Consider the following 14538-nt stretch of genomic DNA (forward strand, 5'->3'; position numbering starts at 1 on the left):
TACACAAATATATATCTAAAAAATTAAATAGCAAGTTTTTTGACAAAAAACTCATTATAAAACAAGACATGATAAGAATTCCTTCTTTATTAAATAAAAATGTATGTATTCTAATAGTTTTCTTATTAGGAATATCTAGTAAAGGACAAATAAATACAATTCCGGTTTGGAATCAATCTATACCAGGTGCAGTAAAAGCATCCGATTACCTTGAGAAAGAAGTTATAAAAGATGAAGAACTACAAAGTACAAGCCAAGTATCCGTTCCAACGTTATCCCTTTATTTACCAAAAAAAGAAACAGCTAACCAAAGTGCCGTACTGATCTTTCCTGGTGGTGGTTATTCGCATTTAGCCATGCATAAGGAAGGTAAAAAAGTAGCGTTATGGCTGAATACATTGGGAATTACAGCTTTTGTGTTAAAATACCGACTCCCAACGGATCGTGTTATGAAAGATAAAACGATTGGTCCTTTACAAGATGCGCAAGAAGCCATCCGAATGATTAGACGTAATGCCAAAGAATGGAATATTGATCCCGCAAAAATTGGCGTTTTGGGATTCTCTGCTGGAGGACATTTGGCATCAACGTTAGCTACCCATTATCTAGATAAAGTATATGATGCAGATACAATTAGTGCTCGTCCTGATTTCTCTATTTTAATTTATCCCGTTATTTCAATGGAAGAAGGAATTACACATAATGGATCAAAAGTTAATCTATTAGGGGCAAACGCAGTAAAAGAACTCGTTGATAAATACTCCAATGAAAAACAAATCGACGCCAATACCCCTAAAACATTTTTAATTCATGCCTCAGATGATAAAGTAGTTCCTGTTGAAAATTCGATACAATATTATATGAATTTGAAAAAATTTAATGTGCCTGTTGAGATGCATCTTTATGAAAATGGCGGTCATGGATTTGGTTTAGGAACAAAAGGAACACATACCGAATGGCCGAAAGCTTGTGAAAAATGGCTTGCCGAAAATGCAATTATTCTCCATTAAAAAACTTGTAACTTCAAAAAATCAATCCCTTGAATTAATTTCAAGTCTAAATAGCCCAACATAAAGCCTTTCAAGTAATGAGAGGCTTTATTAATAGTTAATTGTTCCAATGTGACGCATCACTCGAACAATTCGTTCTTTTCTTCGATTTATAAATGCAGTAGAATTGGAGGCCTTGAATTTTCTTGGATTGGGCAAAATAGCCGCGATTCCAGCCGCTTGCATTTTAGTTAAACTGGATGCGTCTTTATTGTACCAATATTGAGTGGCTGCATGTGCGCCGTAAATTCCATCTCCCATTTCAATACTATTGAGATAGACTTCCATGATGCGCTCTTTGCCCCAAATCAATTCAATAAGTACCGTAAAATAAGCTTCTAAAGCTTTTCTAAAATAACTTCTTCCCTGCCATAGAAATACATTCTTGGCAGTTTGTTGCGAAATGGTACTTCCTCCTTTGATTCTTTTCCCATTTGCATTGTTTCGAAATGCTTGTTGCATGGCGCTAAAATCAAATCCATGATGATGCAAAAAAGTACCATCTTCACTTGCAATGACCGCTTTTTGCAAATTCATTGATATGTTTTCTATTGGTTCCCAATTGTGTTCAAAATAAATAGGTTTTTTATCCAGCTTGTTTTCTATGATTCGGATCCCCATTAAAGGGGTAAATGGAACAGGAACAAACTTAAAAAAGACTACAAAAAAAATAGAGAGCCCAAAAAACCAGACAATTATTTTATATAGGATTCGCTTCAATTTCAACATAAATAGAAAGTAGTTTGATTTAACTTAATTAGCCGTACGTACAATATCACGAATAATTTTCAGATGATGGTGGGTGTGAATTTCTAAAAAAAGAATCGTTTGTTTCTTTTTCAAATCTCCAAAATACGGATGTGTAAAAAAATGATCTTTAGAAATCAATTCCAATGTTGTAATAGCATTTCTAGCTTTTGCCAAATGCTGTTCTAAATCGGCTAGTGTAACGAACTCTTTTGGAACCACCACTTTTGGTGCTTTGGCCTTCCCCCTTGGTATTTTTTTGGTGGCCAATATCATCCACTTCATAATACTACTATTCCTGCGGAATTTTATCGGGTCGGAATTTTGAATAACCGTAATTATCCCATTGATGGTTAAAAGCGAATGTTCAATTTGCCATCCAACTGTAGATTGAGAGACCTGCAAATCCACAAATTCATTTTTGGGAATGTAATGTTCAAGTTGATCTAATAAAGAGGCTAAGTTGTTTTTCATTGTATGGTGGCGGGCACTTTGGATTTGCCTTCAATCAAAAATACAAAAATGTTATATACAAATGTGAAAAAATGGTTTGGTAAACCTCAATCAATACCTGCAAGTGTAATACACTAATTTATTCATCATTAGCTTAAAACAAAAAACCTTGCATCGCTGCAAGGTTTTTATTTGAACTATTTTTTTTATTCCGGATCATTCATTTTGAAAGTATCCATAAATGCTGTTGTATAATCTCCAGCAATATAGCGAGGATCATCCATTAACTGTCTGTGGAATGGAATGGTTGTTTTAACACCTTCAATTACAAATTCGTCTAGTGCTCTTCTCATTTTGCTAATAGCCTCTTCACGAGTTTGCGCAGTTGTAATCAACTTGGCAATCATCGAATCGTAGTTTGGCGGAATAGAATACCCTGAATACACATGCGTATCTAAACGTACACCGTGACCACCTGGCATGTGTAGCGTGGTGATTTTTCCTGGCGAAGGGCGGAAGTCATTATATGGATCTTCGGCATTGATACGGCATTCGATAGCATGTAATTGTGGTAAATAATTTTTACCAGAAATTGGCACACCTGCAGCCACTAATATTTGCTCACGAATCAAGTCGTAATCAATTACTTGTTCGGTAATTGGATGCTCCACTTGGATACGCGTATTCATTTCCATGAAATAGAAATTACGGTGTTTGTCTACTAAAAATTCAACTGTTCCAGCGCCTTCGTATTTAATATATTCGGCAGCTTTTACTGCAGCTTCTCCCATTTTTAGACGCAATTCGTCGGTCATAAATGGCGAAGGTGTTTCTTCAGTTAATTTTTGGTGACGACGTTGTACTGAACAATCTCTTTCCGAAAGGTGACACGCTTTACCGTAAGAATCTCCTACCACTTGAATTTCGATATGACGTGGCTCTTCGATTAATTTCTCCAAATACATGCCATCATTTCCAAAAGCGGCAGCCGACTCTTGACGAGCGCCTTCCCAAGCTTTTAATAAATCTTCTTCTTTCCAAACAGCACGCATTCCTTTTCCACCACCACCAGCGGTAGCTTTTAGCATTACTGGGTAACCAAATTGGTTTGCCAATTCAGCAGCTTGTTCATACGATTCTAAAATTCCAACAGAACCAGGCACACAAGGAACACCTGCTTCAATCATGGTCGCTTTAGCCGAAGCTTTGTCTCCCATTCGATCAATCATTTCAGGAGCTGCACCAATAAATTTGATTCCGTGCTCTTGACAGATTTTTGAGAATTTTGAGTTTTCAGAAAGGAAACCATATCCTGGGTGAATTGCATCTGCATTAGTAATTTCTGCAGCAGCAATAATATTGGACATTTTCAAATAGGATAGATTACTTGGAGCGGGACCAATACACACAGCTTCATCTGCAAATTTTACGTGTAAACTTTCCGCATCAGCAGTAGAATAAACAGCCACTGTTTTGATGCCCATCTCTTTGCAAGTACGAATAACACGAAGTGCAATCTCTCCTCTATTTGCAATTAATATTTTTTTAAACATAGATTTTTAATTTGAAAAATTAAACAACTTGAAAATTTGAAAATGAATTCAAATGACTATATTTTCAAATTAAGATGGATCTACTAAGAATAAAGGTTGATCAAATTCTACTGGAGACATATCGTCCACTAAAATTTTAACGATTTTACCTGAAATTTCAGATTCGATTTCGTTGAATAATTTCATAGCTTCAATTACACACAAAACATCTCCTTTTCCGATACTACTTCCTACCTCAACAAAAACAGGTTTGTCTGGAGAAGGTTTTCTATAGAAAGTTCCAATAATTGGTGATTTGATAGTAACGTATTTAGACTCCTCCGCAACCGGTGCCGCTGGAGCTGCTGGTGCAGCCGCTACTGGAGCTGCTGCTGGAGCAACTGCTTGTTGTAACATTGGTTGTGCCGGCATTTGCTGCACATAGGTTGTTTCAGTAGCATTACCTTCTAAAGTCGTTCTGATGGTTACTTTTACATCGTCCATCTCCAATTTAACCTCTGCAACTCCTGAGTTTGCAACAAATTTGATTAGGTTTTGAATTTCTTTTAAATCCATAATGATTTGTTTTTAGTTTACATTTATTTTTTGTCGTAGGCCCATTTCAAATAAATAGAACCCCAAGTAAATCCACCACCAAAAGCAGCAAATATTATTGTATCTCCTTTTTTGAATTGTTTTTCAAAATCGTTCAAGACTAATGGTAAAGTAGCCGAAGTTGTATTGCCATATCGTTCGATATTCATCAAAACTTTCTCTTCTTCTAAATTCATTCGGCTAGCAGTAGCGTCAATGATACGTTTATTAGCTTGGTGTGGCACTAACCAATTCACGTCTTCATTAGTTAAATTATTTCTTTTCAAGATGTGTTCGCTGGCATCAGCCATATTAGTTACGGCATATTTAAAAACGGTTTTCCCATCTTGAATAATATTGTGACGGTTTTCTTTAACCGTGTCAATTGTAGTAGGTATTAATGAACCTCCAGCTGGGATTTTCAAGAAATCACGTCCAATTCCATCGGAACGTAAATATTCATCTAACAATCCTAAACCTTCATAATTTGGTTCAAATAAAGCAGCACCAGCACCATCTCCAAAAATAATACAAGTTGCACGATCAGTGTAATCTACAATAGATGACATTTTATCGGCACCAATTAGCATTACTTTTTTATATCTTCCTGATTGGATGTAGGCTGCAGCAGTTGACATTCCGAACAAGAAGCTAGAACAAGCTGCTTGTAAATCATACCCAAATGCATTGGTTGCGCCAATTTCGGTAGCCACATAAGCAGCGGTAGCTGCAACAGGCATATCAGCAGTAGCAGTTGCTACTATAACTAAATCAATCTCTAAAGGATCTAAATTAGCTTTGGCCATTAAATCTTTAGCAGCCATAATAGCAAGGTAAGAAGTTCCTTTACTATCGTCTTTCAGAATACGTCTTTCTTTAATTCCTGTACGAGCGGTAATCCATTCGTCATTGGTATCGACCAATGTTTCAAGGATTTCGTTAGTTAAAACAAAATCTGGAACATAAGCTCCAACAGCGGTAATTGCGGCTGTGATTGTACTCATTGTATTCGTTTATTGCAATCAAATGCTAGGCATTTGAGAAATTTTTAAAAGATTTGAAAATTACAAAAAAAATTCTAATCCGAACCTTTTAGCACTCTAATTTGATGAAAATTATAGACAACAAAAAAAACTCTCACATGGTGAGAGTTCTATTTTACCTACAAAAATGTATTAAGCAACAGCTTCTGATTTATCAATAACCACCTGTCCTCTGTAGTACATTTTACCTTCGTGCCAGTAAGCTCTGTGGTATAAGTGTGCTTCTCCAGTAATAGGACAAGTAGCGATTTGAGCTACAGTTGCTTTATAATGTGTTCTTCTCTTATCTCTTCTTGTTTTCGAGATTTTTCTTTTAGGATGTGCCATTTTACTATATTATTTATCCGTTAATAGTTGCTTTAATTTGTCCCAGCGAGGGTCAATATTTTCTTCTTTTTTATTCTCTATTTTGGTTTCTTTGACTGCTAATTCATTCAGTTTTTTTAAAGCTTCCGACTTTAAAGTCCCATCTTTTACTCCTGGATGAACGCGTCTTAGAGGTACTGAAAGTACAATCATTTCATAAATATACTGTGCAATATCGACTTCAAATTCGCCGAAAGGCAAAATCAATAACTCTTCGTTATCATTATTGAATTCTTCGCCAAAGCGAACAATCAATTTCATTTTGCTTTTGATTGGCAAATCAAAATCTTCTCCTGTAACATCACAGGGTACATTTACTTTTCCTTCTTGCTTGAAACTGATTTCCAGCATGTTGGATTTTTTCTCTAAAACTACACTTACTTTGATATCCGAATTTTGAAATTCGTCATATTCAAAGAGGTCAAAGAACGTATTGTCTATTTGATATTCAAAATGATGTTTTCCTAGCTTTAATCCTACAAAGGGAATTAAATATTCTTTAGTCTTCTTCATTTCAACAGCATTTTACCCTCAACTACGGGAGCGCAAAGATATAAAATTATTATAAATCCAATAGCCTTATTCTCCTTTTTTTGAAAACTCTTGTTTTGGTCTTATTTTCAAAGGATTTTGACTGATTTCTTGGTGTTGATTTCGCGAATGAAAAATATCAATCGCCAAATACACCGCTTCTTTGAACGAATTAAAATCGGCTATTCCTTTTCCTGCTATATCGTAGGCCGTGCCGTGATCGGGCGAAGTTCTAATTTTATTCAATCCTGCGGTATAATTTACGCCATTACCAAAAGACAAGGTCTTAAATGGAATCAAGCCTTGGTCGTGATAGGTAGCAATTACCGCATCGTATTTTTCGTATTGATTGCTTCCAAAAAAACCATCAGCCGGGAAAGGTCCAAAAACCAAAGTACCTTTTTCAAAAATCTTTTTCAAAGTTGGTTTTAAAATCGCATCGTCTTCATCGCCAATCACTCCACCGTCTCCACAATGTGGATTGACTCCTAATACAGCAATTCTAGGTTTGTTAATGCTAAAATCCTGAATTAACGATTGTTTTATTGTTTCAATTTTTTTAGTAATTAAGGCTTCTGTCAAATGAGAAGCTACCTCACTTACCGGTATATGATCGGTCAACAAGCCTACACGTAAATTATCTTGCACCATGAACATCAACGCATCGCCTTCTAATTCTTGTGCCAAATAATCCGTATGACCAGGGAATTTAAACGTATCCGATTGACTATTGTATTTATTAATTGGAGCGGTTACCAATACATCAACCTGGCCATCTTTCAATGCCTGGGTAGCGGCTACAAATGATTTGATAGCATACTCCCCAACAGTTGGATCATTGGTACCCAAATTCAGATCAAAACCTTCTCTCCATACGTTCAACACATTGATTTTACCTACAACCAATTGATCTAAACGGTCAATTCCGTGCAAATTTATTTCGGATTCCAAGTTGCGTTTGATGAACGAAAGTTGTTTTACATTAGCAAAAATAACAGGCGTACACAATTCCAACATTCTTACATCTTCAAATGTTTTTAGCACCACTTCGCTTCCAATACCGTTTAAATCTCCGATCGAAATTCCAACAATTATATTTTCTGCTTTTTTCATACTGCCTTGAGCTTATTTATTACTAATTTTGAACTGCAAATTTAGTAAAATAAAACAAGAAATGTTTACAGGGATTATAGAAACACTCGGAAGAGTTCAAGAAATACAAAAAGACCAAGACAATGTCCATATTACAGTGGCATCAAGTATAACTGGCGAATTAAAAATTGACCAAAGTGTAGCGCACAACGGAGTTTGCTTGACCGTAGTTGCTATTAAAGACAACACCTATACCGTAACGGCAATTGCCGAAACAATCAACAAAACCAATTTGTCTCACTGGAAAGTGGGAGACGCTATTAATTTGGAACGCGCCATGAAATTGGGCGATCGGTTGGACGGTCATATTGTTCAAGGTCATGTGGATCAAATTGGAACTTGCGTTGCGATTGAAGAAGCAGGCGGGAGTTGGCACTACACTTTTGAATACGACTCAGCTCTCAACAACATCACCATAGAAAAAGGTTCAATTACGGTAAACGGAGTCAGTTTAACGGTTGTCAATTCAAAAGCAAATCAATTTAGCGTAGCCATTATTCCCTATACTTACGAGCATACTAATTTCAATGCGTTTCAAATTGGCACTGTTATCAATTTAGAGTTCGATGTGATTGGGAAGTACGTGAGCCGTTTGCACGGAAACAGATAAATAAATCTAATTTAATAAAAAAGCCTTTCAATTATTGAAAGGCTTTTTTTGTGGTCCCACCTGGGCTCGAACCAGGGACCACCTGATTATGAGCAGAAAATGCAAAAATGAACCAAGCCTTAATCCCACTGAAATCAAGGGTTTATTTCAAATAGATCTATTTAAAACTTGTACCTTTTAGCACTGACTTTCAAAAACCATGCTTAAAACCATGCACACGATGGTTAGAAAACAACACCTGAATATGTTGAGATTCTATTCAAAATAAAAAAATATTAAAAAATATTTGCATATTTAAAATAAGTCAGTAATTTTGCCTTAAATTTAAAAATAAAAAAATGATCGACTTTTTGCAACACCTATTATTTGGGAACGAGAGCCATATTGTGTATTTGTTTTTTTTCTTTTATAATAATATACCATTGAAAAATTTAAACTTTCAGGACAGCTCCAGTGATGAGTTTCTGCACTTCATCGACAATGACAACTTCAAGCCATCAACGCTAACACAACTTGAAAACGGTCCCTATTTAAAAAAACTTGAGGATTTAAAAAAAGAAGTTCGGGCTTTTTATGAGTTATCAAATCATGATGTCACTAATATTATTGATAATGATGGTAAGAAAATATCGAACATTATTCATATGAAAAACATATCACATGCATTTAAAAATTATTTGGTCCAAATCAGACGACTACGAATGGTTATTGAACCAGAATTCAATATTACGCGTGTGGTTCAACCCTCAAACCAAATATGCTACTTAGCAGCAAGAGGCTATTGGTTTGATGATTCGGGGAAAAAGAAGAGAGTCTTCACCCGAAACTTTGGAAAAGAAATAGATTACCCTAAAGGTAAAGATGATCCAAATGCGTATGAAGATGCTAGGAGAGAGATTCAAATCTTAGCGATCAATGAATACGAAAGTCTATATCCTTAGACTTTTTTTTAAATCAATTTTATAAGTCTTTTTTATTGACTTAATATATTAAACTAAAATATATATGATAAAAATGCCAGGTGATAGATTAGAAAAAAAGCTGATCGACGATATAATATGCGAATTAAACACAGACACACCTAAACCAAAATTGAAAGATAAGTTTAAAATAGCTTATCGATTTATTCTAAACAAATTTAAAAAAACAAAAAGATGATAAACTATAACAAATATATGACTGTAAGAATGCTACACCAGTACATCAAACTCTCCGAATCTTATATATACAAAAAGGTGAGCTCTAATACAATTCCACACATAAAAGTGAATCGATCAACCTTATTTGATAAAGATATAATCGATCACTGGCTTGCAAACGGATGTGAAATGAGAGAAGATCTACCACAACTAATAAAACTATAATCAAATGGCAAAATTTAACTTATATCTCGACACCAGAGTGGAGAAAAAGGGAGGTCTATACAATCTGACTATTCGTGTAAATGTGGGGAACGAGCAATTTTTTTTGATAATCAGCAAAATGACTATAGTTCAACATCATAATATTTTCGTCAAGACATCAATGGATAAAGCAAGCATTGAATTTAGGGAAACTTGTACATTATACATTAACAAATGTGAAAAAATATATCGAGACCAAAAACAATTTAATAAAGATGAATTTAGAACATTGTTTTTCAAAAAAGAAGAAGAAAGTAACAACACAGGATCTTTGTTCTTGAGTGATCTTTTTGATCAATTTATAAATGAGAATAAATCTTTGAAACCTAAGACACAAAAACATTTTCAATACACCAGAAATGTATTTAGTAATCATAGCCCTAACATTAATGTGTTAGATATAAATCCCGCATATATAAATCAATTTGTAAAAACAAGAACTAAAAACAATGTGACACAGAGTGCCATCGACTCTAGTTTGAGAGATCTAAGACGTATAATCAATTACTTTTCAAATGAAAACTGTGTTATACCATCTAGCTATAGATATCCTTTTGGTAAAGGTGGTTACTCCATTCAAAATTTCTTTCCTAGGAAATTAGTGATGTCAAACGATAACATAAAAAGTATAATCGAGTTAAAGGAATTTTCATCAGAACACGAAGAATATGCCAAGAATATATGGGAGATCCTTTACCGATGTAACGGTATCAATTTCGCAGATCTATTAAGGATGCGTTGGGACAATATAAAAGGAGATTACCTGATATTCTTTAGAAAAAAAACAGAAACTACCCGTAAGAACAATAAAAAAGAAATCGTGGTCCCGTTGAGTAATGAACTATTAGCACTTTTTGAACGTGTTGGTAAGAAGCATAGTCCATTCATAATAGGAAAGTTAAATGAAGGTTATGCCGATAATACATTCGAAAACAAAAGTAAAAAGATGAGTAAACAAATTAATAAAGATCTAAAAAGTTTGGGAACTAAACTTGGTATAACAATACCATTGAAACTAAAAACTGCTCGTGATGCTTATGCTACTTCACTTCGAAGAGCTGGTGTTTCAAAAGACGACATCGGGGAAATGCTGGGGCATTCTAATTCAATCGTGACTGAGCACTATCTAGCTAGTATAGATTTAGAAAGTACTAAAGCTATAAATCAGCACTTACTGTAACCAAGTTTGTAAACTAAGTCTTTTTTCAATTGAAAATTAATAATAACCTCTGTTACTTATTATTGGCCTCGCTGATAATTACAATAGAAAAATAAAAAACTAATTATGGAAAAACAATTAAATAGAATCGCTAAAAATCTACAAGAAAGCATTGAAAATACTTTTAATAATGAACCTACAGGAATTTGCTACCTAACTGGACATTGCATGACTGAAATTTTAAATACTATGGGATATAAAACCAAAAAAGTAACTGGAAAATTAGCTTTGAAATATAAAAATATGGATAAATATGCAGTTTATGGAAAATTAAAAGGTTCCGATGTAGGTGATTATCATACATGGTGTGAGTTGGATTCTGATGGTAAAATATATATTGTTGACGCTGGCTTAAAATACAACAAAAAAGGATTAAGAGATTTTTTTAAAATCAAATTAAGTGATAAAATACCAAGCATTTTAGTTACTGATGAAAGAAACACATATAATTGGAAATATATTCAAGATGATAATTTAGAAACTAAATCCTTATCATTTTTACATAAAATTTCCGATTCAGTAATTCAAAAAATAATTTCAAATACATTAGAAAAAAGTAATCCGATATAAATTAATTAACTAATGAAGATGTTTAATTATATCCGACATAATCAAAACCTCGGTCACTTATAGTGGGCTCGCAGATATTTATAAATAATAAAATTAAATAAAAGACAATTATGAAATATAAATTGAAAGAAGGAAGAGTTCCTTCAAATTTAAATATTGATGAATTAATTAATAATATAGAAAGAAATGAGACTTATAAACAATTTGTAAAAGATGGAATGGTATATTTTTTATCTCTTTTATGTATTGATGAAGAATATCCTGATCATATGGTAGAAAATGGATATATAATTTTAAATGATAAGATGCTTCAAGAAGTTATTGGTAAGGGTGGTAAAACATCTAGGACTGCTACTATTAAGAATATTTTAAAGTATAATAAAATTATAGATTGTTTACCTTATGATAAAAAGAAGAAATCTTATAGTTTTAGATTAAATGAGAATTATAATACTGGCTGCACTTTAAGTATTGAGTTTAGTGAAAGAATATCTGGTGTATTAGCTAAAATTAATTCTACTAAGACGTCAAAGCAGATAGCAGAAGAATTGTTGTTATTTGACAATGATAACAAGGAATATCCACATTTAATAGATCAATTTAATGTTCATGACTTTTCTGTGGACCATAATTTATTGAAAGCTTTTTTGTTGGCGGTGGTAGATAAATCAACGGATTATTATGCTGATAAAAAGTACACAAATTATAGTTTTCTTAGTTTATTCAGTTTTATTGGCAAATCATTGAAATTGCTAACCAAATTAGAAGAGCGTAGTATCAATTTTAATTCTTCTGAAAACAATCATAGATTTTATAATGGACTAACAAACCTACCTAAGGTGTTAAGACAATTTTTGTTTATTAATGGTAAGGAGATTGGCGAAGTTGATATGTCAGCGTGTCAAGTATATATTTTTGCTTCTATTTTAAACCCTCAATTTTGTAGTTCTGAATCCGATTCCGAATATCACATCAACAACATCTATCCTAAATTAATGCACTTTTTTAAAAATTTAGATATTATTAATTTTAGCCGCAAACCTGGCAACACTAATTATGTCTTGGGTGAATATTTCAATGATAACGACAAAAAAGAGATTGAAGAATTTTCAGACTTCGATTTTGCCAACAAAGACTTTTATTCTTCGCTTGCTGAAGATATTTTTAAAAAAGAAACAGATCTTGAAGTAATAAATGATGAAGTCATTAAATTAAATAGAAATTCTGTCAAGAAGAGCATCATGAATATCTTGTTTAATTCAAATGAAATACACAGAGGAGCTGACCGTGTTAACAGAGGTTTCGAAACTAAATACCCTCAAGTTGATAATTTCATTACTCTTTTTCATCGACTGTATACATCTCGTGACTTCGCCATACTACTTCAACGATGCGAAGCATTTATTGTGTTAGAGAAAGCTACATTTAATATACTAGAGAATCACCCAACAGCTCCAATATTCACGATTCACGATTGCATTATCACTACCATGGATCACATAAAATTAGTTGAGTATGAGATGGTCAAAGAAATTGAAGAACTAACCAAGAAGAAGGTAGGAGTAAAATCTGAACAAATAAGTTTTCATAGACAAAGTCCCAATGAAACTCAAATAGATGAAATCCTCTTAAAACACAAAATAACTTCAAAAAGTCTGAATAAGAAACTCATTAATATTAACGAGTCGAATATAGATTTAGCTGTAAAATACCTTTACGGTGACAATCCTGTGAAACTAGCTGAATGGAATAAGAAATTAAAACGAAGTATTCAAACCTAGTATAAGGAAACAGGATATAATCACCTCAATATGTCGTATTTCATACATCAATATGTCGTATTTAACACATATAAAAAAATTATTCAAATCAATAACAATTGGCAATGAAATAGGACCTTACCAGTGATTTTACGAGTTTTAAACTCTTAAGAAGAATTGATGTATTCGTTAATCATTGGCAACTTTTTTAAAAAAACCATTAAAATAATTACAATAAACTGGCGTAGGTCATTTATTCCTTTTACACTCGCCTTGTGAAATATTAGACTATAGTCATACACACCACAAAACAAATATTTCATAGAATAAGTAAACATATCATAAGTTCCGTGCAAAAAGCACCATCCTATATTTGCACAATTTTCTATTATAAATCAACACTATTATGAAGAAAGCACGTTACATTCGTCAGAGCACCAAAAATCAAACAAACCTTCGTCAGCTTATAAAAGCACATCCAGATGAAACTTTGTTCATTGACATAATAAGTGGTTCGGTTCCATTTGCTGAAAGACCAGAAGGGAAAAAGTTGATTGAGGCAATTGATGCTGGCGAAATTAATTATTTAAGCTTTCACGCGATTGATCGCTGTGGACGTGATACTATTAACGTTTTGCAATCTCTGAAATACCTCTTTGATAAAGGAGTAGTTGTTAAAATCGACAATTTGGGATTAGAATCAATGATAAATGGAAAAGCAAATCCTGTATTTAACCTATTAACCACAATTTTAAGTGAGCTTAGCTCATTGGAGAAAAATAGCCTGCTTGAGCGTCAGAAAGAAGGAATTATAGCGGCTCGTCTGAGAAATCCTTTCCTATATAAAGGAAGAAAGCTAGGCACAATGGATTCAATGGAAGTAACATTATCAAAACACAAACGTACGGTGAAGGCACTTAAAACGAACCCTACATTATCGTTAAGACAAATAGCAAAATTATCATCAGATTCAGATTATAAAGTTTCTGCTAATACTGTAAAAAAAGTTAAGGAGATATTAAATATTAATAAATGTAAATTGAAATGAAGAAAGTAAATTAATTAAGCATTATTAATTGAATAGCTCCCCCCCTCCACCATCCCCGTGAGGAATTAGGGGACCCCCTGACCGTATCCGATGTTAAAATAGCCTCAAAACTTTGTTGCCTTAGAGGGGGACCCTAATTTAAAAGAATTTTTTTTCAATTTTTTCTGTAAATCGGCTTTCTATATCAGTTTTGATTTCCAAATTTTTTTTCATTTTTTTTGGAAACTAGCCCTTTTTAATTGGCAAAAAAAACACCTCTCAATCAATGAGAAGTGTTTGAAATGTTTAAATTTTATTTTGGATACATCTTAATTAAATGAAATTAATCGGTTACCCTTAGATTGTTCAGATTGTTCAATTATCGATTGTTTCATCACTGTATCAATTAATTTCTTTACTTGGGTCTCTGTTAAAATGATCTTCCGGATTTTTGATTGATTTTTCATAGTACTATTTGTTTT

The 14538-nt window shown here is 33.3% G+C and carries 16 protein-coding genes; 8 read left to right on the top strand and 8 right to left on the bottom strand.

Annotated elements, in window-relative coordinates; genetic code table 11:
- The first annotated feature begins 68 nt into the window (after window positions 1-68).
- Window positions 69-1010, top strand: a complete 942-nt coding sequence (locus LPC21_RS01950; RefSeq protein WP_229317830.1) for an alpha/beta hydrolase — start codon at window positions 69-71, stop codon at window positions 1008-1010.
- A 90-nt stretch (window positions 1011-1100) separates the two neighbouring features.
- Here the strand turns inward: LPC21_RS01950 and mtgA are convergent, their stop codons facing one another.
- The 8 genes from mtgA to pdxA form a co-directional block, all read right to left on the bottom strand.
- A complete protein-coding gene (gene mtgA, locus LPC21_RS01955; RefSeq protein WP_229317831.1) occupies window positions 1101-1778 on the bottom strand; it encodes a monofunctional biosynthetic peptidoglycan transglycosylase in 678 nt (225 codons plus the stop codon).
- 24 nt (window positions 1779-1802) lie between these two features.
- Complete coding sequence (locus LPC21_RS01960; protein WP_229317832.1) at window positions 1803-2270, bottom strand: DUF1569 domain-containing protein; 468 nt, start codon at window positions 2268-2270, stop codon at window positions 1803-1805.
- A gap of 185 nt (window positions 2271-2455) precedes the next feature.
- A complete protein-coding gene (gene accC, locus LPC21_RS01965) occupies window positions 2456-3802 on the bottom strand; it encodes an acetyl-CoA carboxylase biotin carboxylase subunit (RefSeq protein ID WP_229317833.1) in 1347 nt (448 codons plus the stop codon).
- 69 nt (window positions 3803-3871) lie between these two features.
- Window positions 3872-4357, bottom strand: a complete 486-nt coding sequence (gene accB, locus LPC21_RS01970; RefSeq protein ID WP_229317834.1) for an acetyl-CoA carboxylase biotin carboxyl carrier protein — start codon at window positions 4355-4357, stop codon at window positions 3872-3874.
- A gap of 23 nt (window positions 4358-4380) precedes the next feature.
- Window positions 4381-5379, bottom strand: coding sequence for a beta-ketoacyl-ACP synthase III (locus tag LPC21_RS01975; protein ID WP_229317835.1), 999 nt, complete (start codon window positions 5377-5379; stop codon window positions 4381-4383).
- Between the two features lie 171 nt (window positions 5380-5550).
- Entirely contained in the window at window positions 5551-5745 is a 195-nt protein-coding gene (gene rpmF / locus LPC21_RS01980; RefSeq protein ID WP_031455170.1) for a 50S ribosomal protein L32, read from the bottom strand.
- 9 nt (window positions 5746-5754) lie between these two features.
- A complete protein-coding gene (locus LPC21_RS01985) occupies window positions 5755-6297 on the bottom strand; it encodes a YceD family protein (protein ID WP_229317836.1) in 543 nt (180 codons plus the stop codon).
- 66 nt (window positions 6298-6363) lie between these two features.
- The gene (pdxA, locus tag LPC21_RS01990; protein WP_229317837.1) at window positions 6364-7428 is read right to left on the bottom strand and encodes a 4-hydroxythreonine-4-phosphate dehydrogenase PdxA; all 1065 of its coding nucleotides are present in this window, start codon (window positions 7426-7428) and stop codon (window positions 6364-6366) included.
- A gap of 61 nt (window positions 7429-7489) precedes the next feature.
- On the opposite strand from pdxA, the gene LPC21_RS01995 reads away from it, so the two are divergent.
- The 7 genes from LPC21_RS01995 (at window position 7490) to LPC21_RS02020 (ending at window position 14077) form a co-directional block, all read left to right on the top strand.
- Window positions 7490-8077, top strand: coding sequence for a riboflavin synthase (locus tag LPC21_RS01995; protein WP_229317838.1), 588 nt, complete (start codon window positions 7490-7492; stop codon window positions 8075-8077).
- Window positions 8078-8721: 644 nt separating this feature from the next.
- The gene (locus LPC21_RS02000) at window positions 8722-9018 is read left to right on the top strand and encodes a hypothetical protein (protein WP_229317839.1); all 297 of its coding nucleotides are present in this window, start codon (window positions 8722-8724) and stop codon (window positions 9016-9018) included.
- A gap of 234 nt (window positions 9019-9252) precedes the next feature.
- Entirely contained in the window at window positions 9253-9441 is a 189-nt protein-coding gene (locus LPC21_RS10305) for a helix-turn-helix transcriptional regulator (RefSeq protein WP_420828063.1), read from the top strand.
- A 4-nt stretch (window positions 9442-9445) separates the two neighbouring features.
- Entirely contained in the window at window positions 9446-10660 is a 1215-nt protein-coding gene (locus tag LPC21_RS02005) for a tyrosine-type recombinase/integrase (protein WP_229317840.1), read from the top strand.
- A gap of 105 nt (window positions 10661-10765) precedes the next feature.
- Window positions 10766-11269, top strand: a complete 504-nt coding sequence (locus LPC21_RS02010; protein WP_229317841.1) for a hypothetical protein — start codon at window positions 10766-10768, stop codon at window positions 11267-11269.
- Window positions 11270-11379: 110 nt separating this feature from the next.
- Complete coding sequence (locus LPC21_RS02015) at window positions 11380-13050, top strand: hypothetical protein (RefSeq protein ID WP_229317842.1); 1671 nt, start codon at window positions 11380-11382, stop codon at window positions 13048-13050.
- A gap of 385 nt (window positions 13051-13435) precedes the next feature.
- Window positions 13436-14077 (top strand): recombinase family protein, encoded by a 642-nt coding sequence (locus LPC21_RS02020; RefSeq protein ID WP_229317843.1) that lies wholly within the window; start codon window positions 13436-13438, stop codon window positions 14075-14077.
- Window positions 14078-14538: the final 461 nt, after the last annotated feature.

The sequence above is a fragment of the Flavobacterium ammoniigenes genome, from assembly GCF_020886055.1.
Taxonomy (GTDB): Bacteria; Bacteroidota; Bacteroidia; order Flavobacteriales; family Flavobacteriaceae; genus Flavobacterium; species Flavobacterium ammoniigenes.

What these genes read in the sequence shown, in the direction of transcription:
- LPC21_RS01950 (WP_229317830.1), top strand. Translation starts at nt 69, where the DNA reads ATGATAAGAATTCCTTCTTTATTAAATAAAAATGTATGTATTCTAATA.
- mtgA (WP_229317831.1), bottom strand. Translation starts at nt 1,778, where the DNA reads ATGTTGAAATTGAAGCGAATCCTATATAAAATAATTGTCTGGTTTTTT.
- LPC21_RS01960 (WP_229317832.1), bottom strand. Translation starts at nt 2,270, where the DNA reads ATGAAAAACAACTTAGCCTCTTTATTAGATCAACTTGAACATTACATT.
- accC (WP_229317833.1), bottom strand. Translation starts at nt 3,802, where the DNA reads ATGTTTAAAAAAATATTAATTGCAAATAGAGGAGAGATTGCACTTCGT.
- accB (WP_229317834.1), bottom strand. Translation starts at nt 4,357, where the DNA reads ATGGATTTAAAAGAAATTCAAAACCTAATCAAATTTGTTGCAAACTCA.
- LPC21_RS01975 (WP_229317835.1), bottom strand. Translation starts at nt 5,379, where the DNA reads ATGAGTACAATCACAGCCGCAATTACCGCTGTTGGAGCTTATGTTCCA.
- rpmF (WP_031455170.1), bottom strand. Translation starts at nt 5,745, where the DNA reads ATGGCACATCCTAAAAGAAAAATCTCGAAAACAAGAAGAGATAAGAGA.
- LPC21_RS01985 (WP_229317836.1), bottom strand. Translation starts at nt 6,297, where the DNA reads ATGAAGAAGACTAAAGAATATTTAATTCCCTTTGTAGGATTAAAGCTA.
- pdxA (WP_229317837.1), bottom strand. Translation starts at nt 7,428, where the DNA reads ATGAAAAAAGCAGAAAATATAATTGTTGGAATTTCGATCGGAGATTTA.
- LPC21_RS01995 (WP_229317838.1), top strand. Translation starts at nt 7,490, where the DNA reads ATGTTTACAGGGATTATAGAAACACTCGGAAGAGTTCAAGAAATACAA.
- LPC21_RS02000 (WP_229317839.1), top strand. Translation starts at nt 8,722, where the DNA reads ATGAAAAACATATCACATGCATTTAAAAATTATTTGGTCCAAATCAGA.
- LPC21_RS10305 (WP_420828063.1), top strand. Translation starts at nt 9,253, where the DNA reads ATGACTGTAAGAATGCTACACCAGTACATCAAACTCTCCGAATCTTAT.
- LPC21_RS02005 (WP_229317840.1), top strand. Translation starts at nt 9,446, where the DNA reads ATGGCAAAATTTAACTTATATCTCGACACCAGAGTGGAGAAAAAGGGA.
- LPC21_RS02010 (WP_229317841.1), top strand. Translation starts at nt 10,766, where the DNA reads ATGGAAAAACAATTAAATAGAATCGCTAAAAATCTACAAGAAAGCATT.
- LPC21_RS02015 (WP_229317842.1), top strand. Translation starts at nt 11,380, where the DNA reads ATGAAATATAAATTGAAAGAAGGAAGAGTTCCTTCAAATTTAAATATT.
- LPC21_RS02020 (WP_229317843.1), top strand. Translation starts at nt 13,436, where the DNA reads ATGAAGAAAGCACGTTACATTCGTCAGAGCACCAAAAATCAAACAAAC.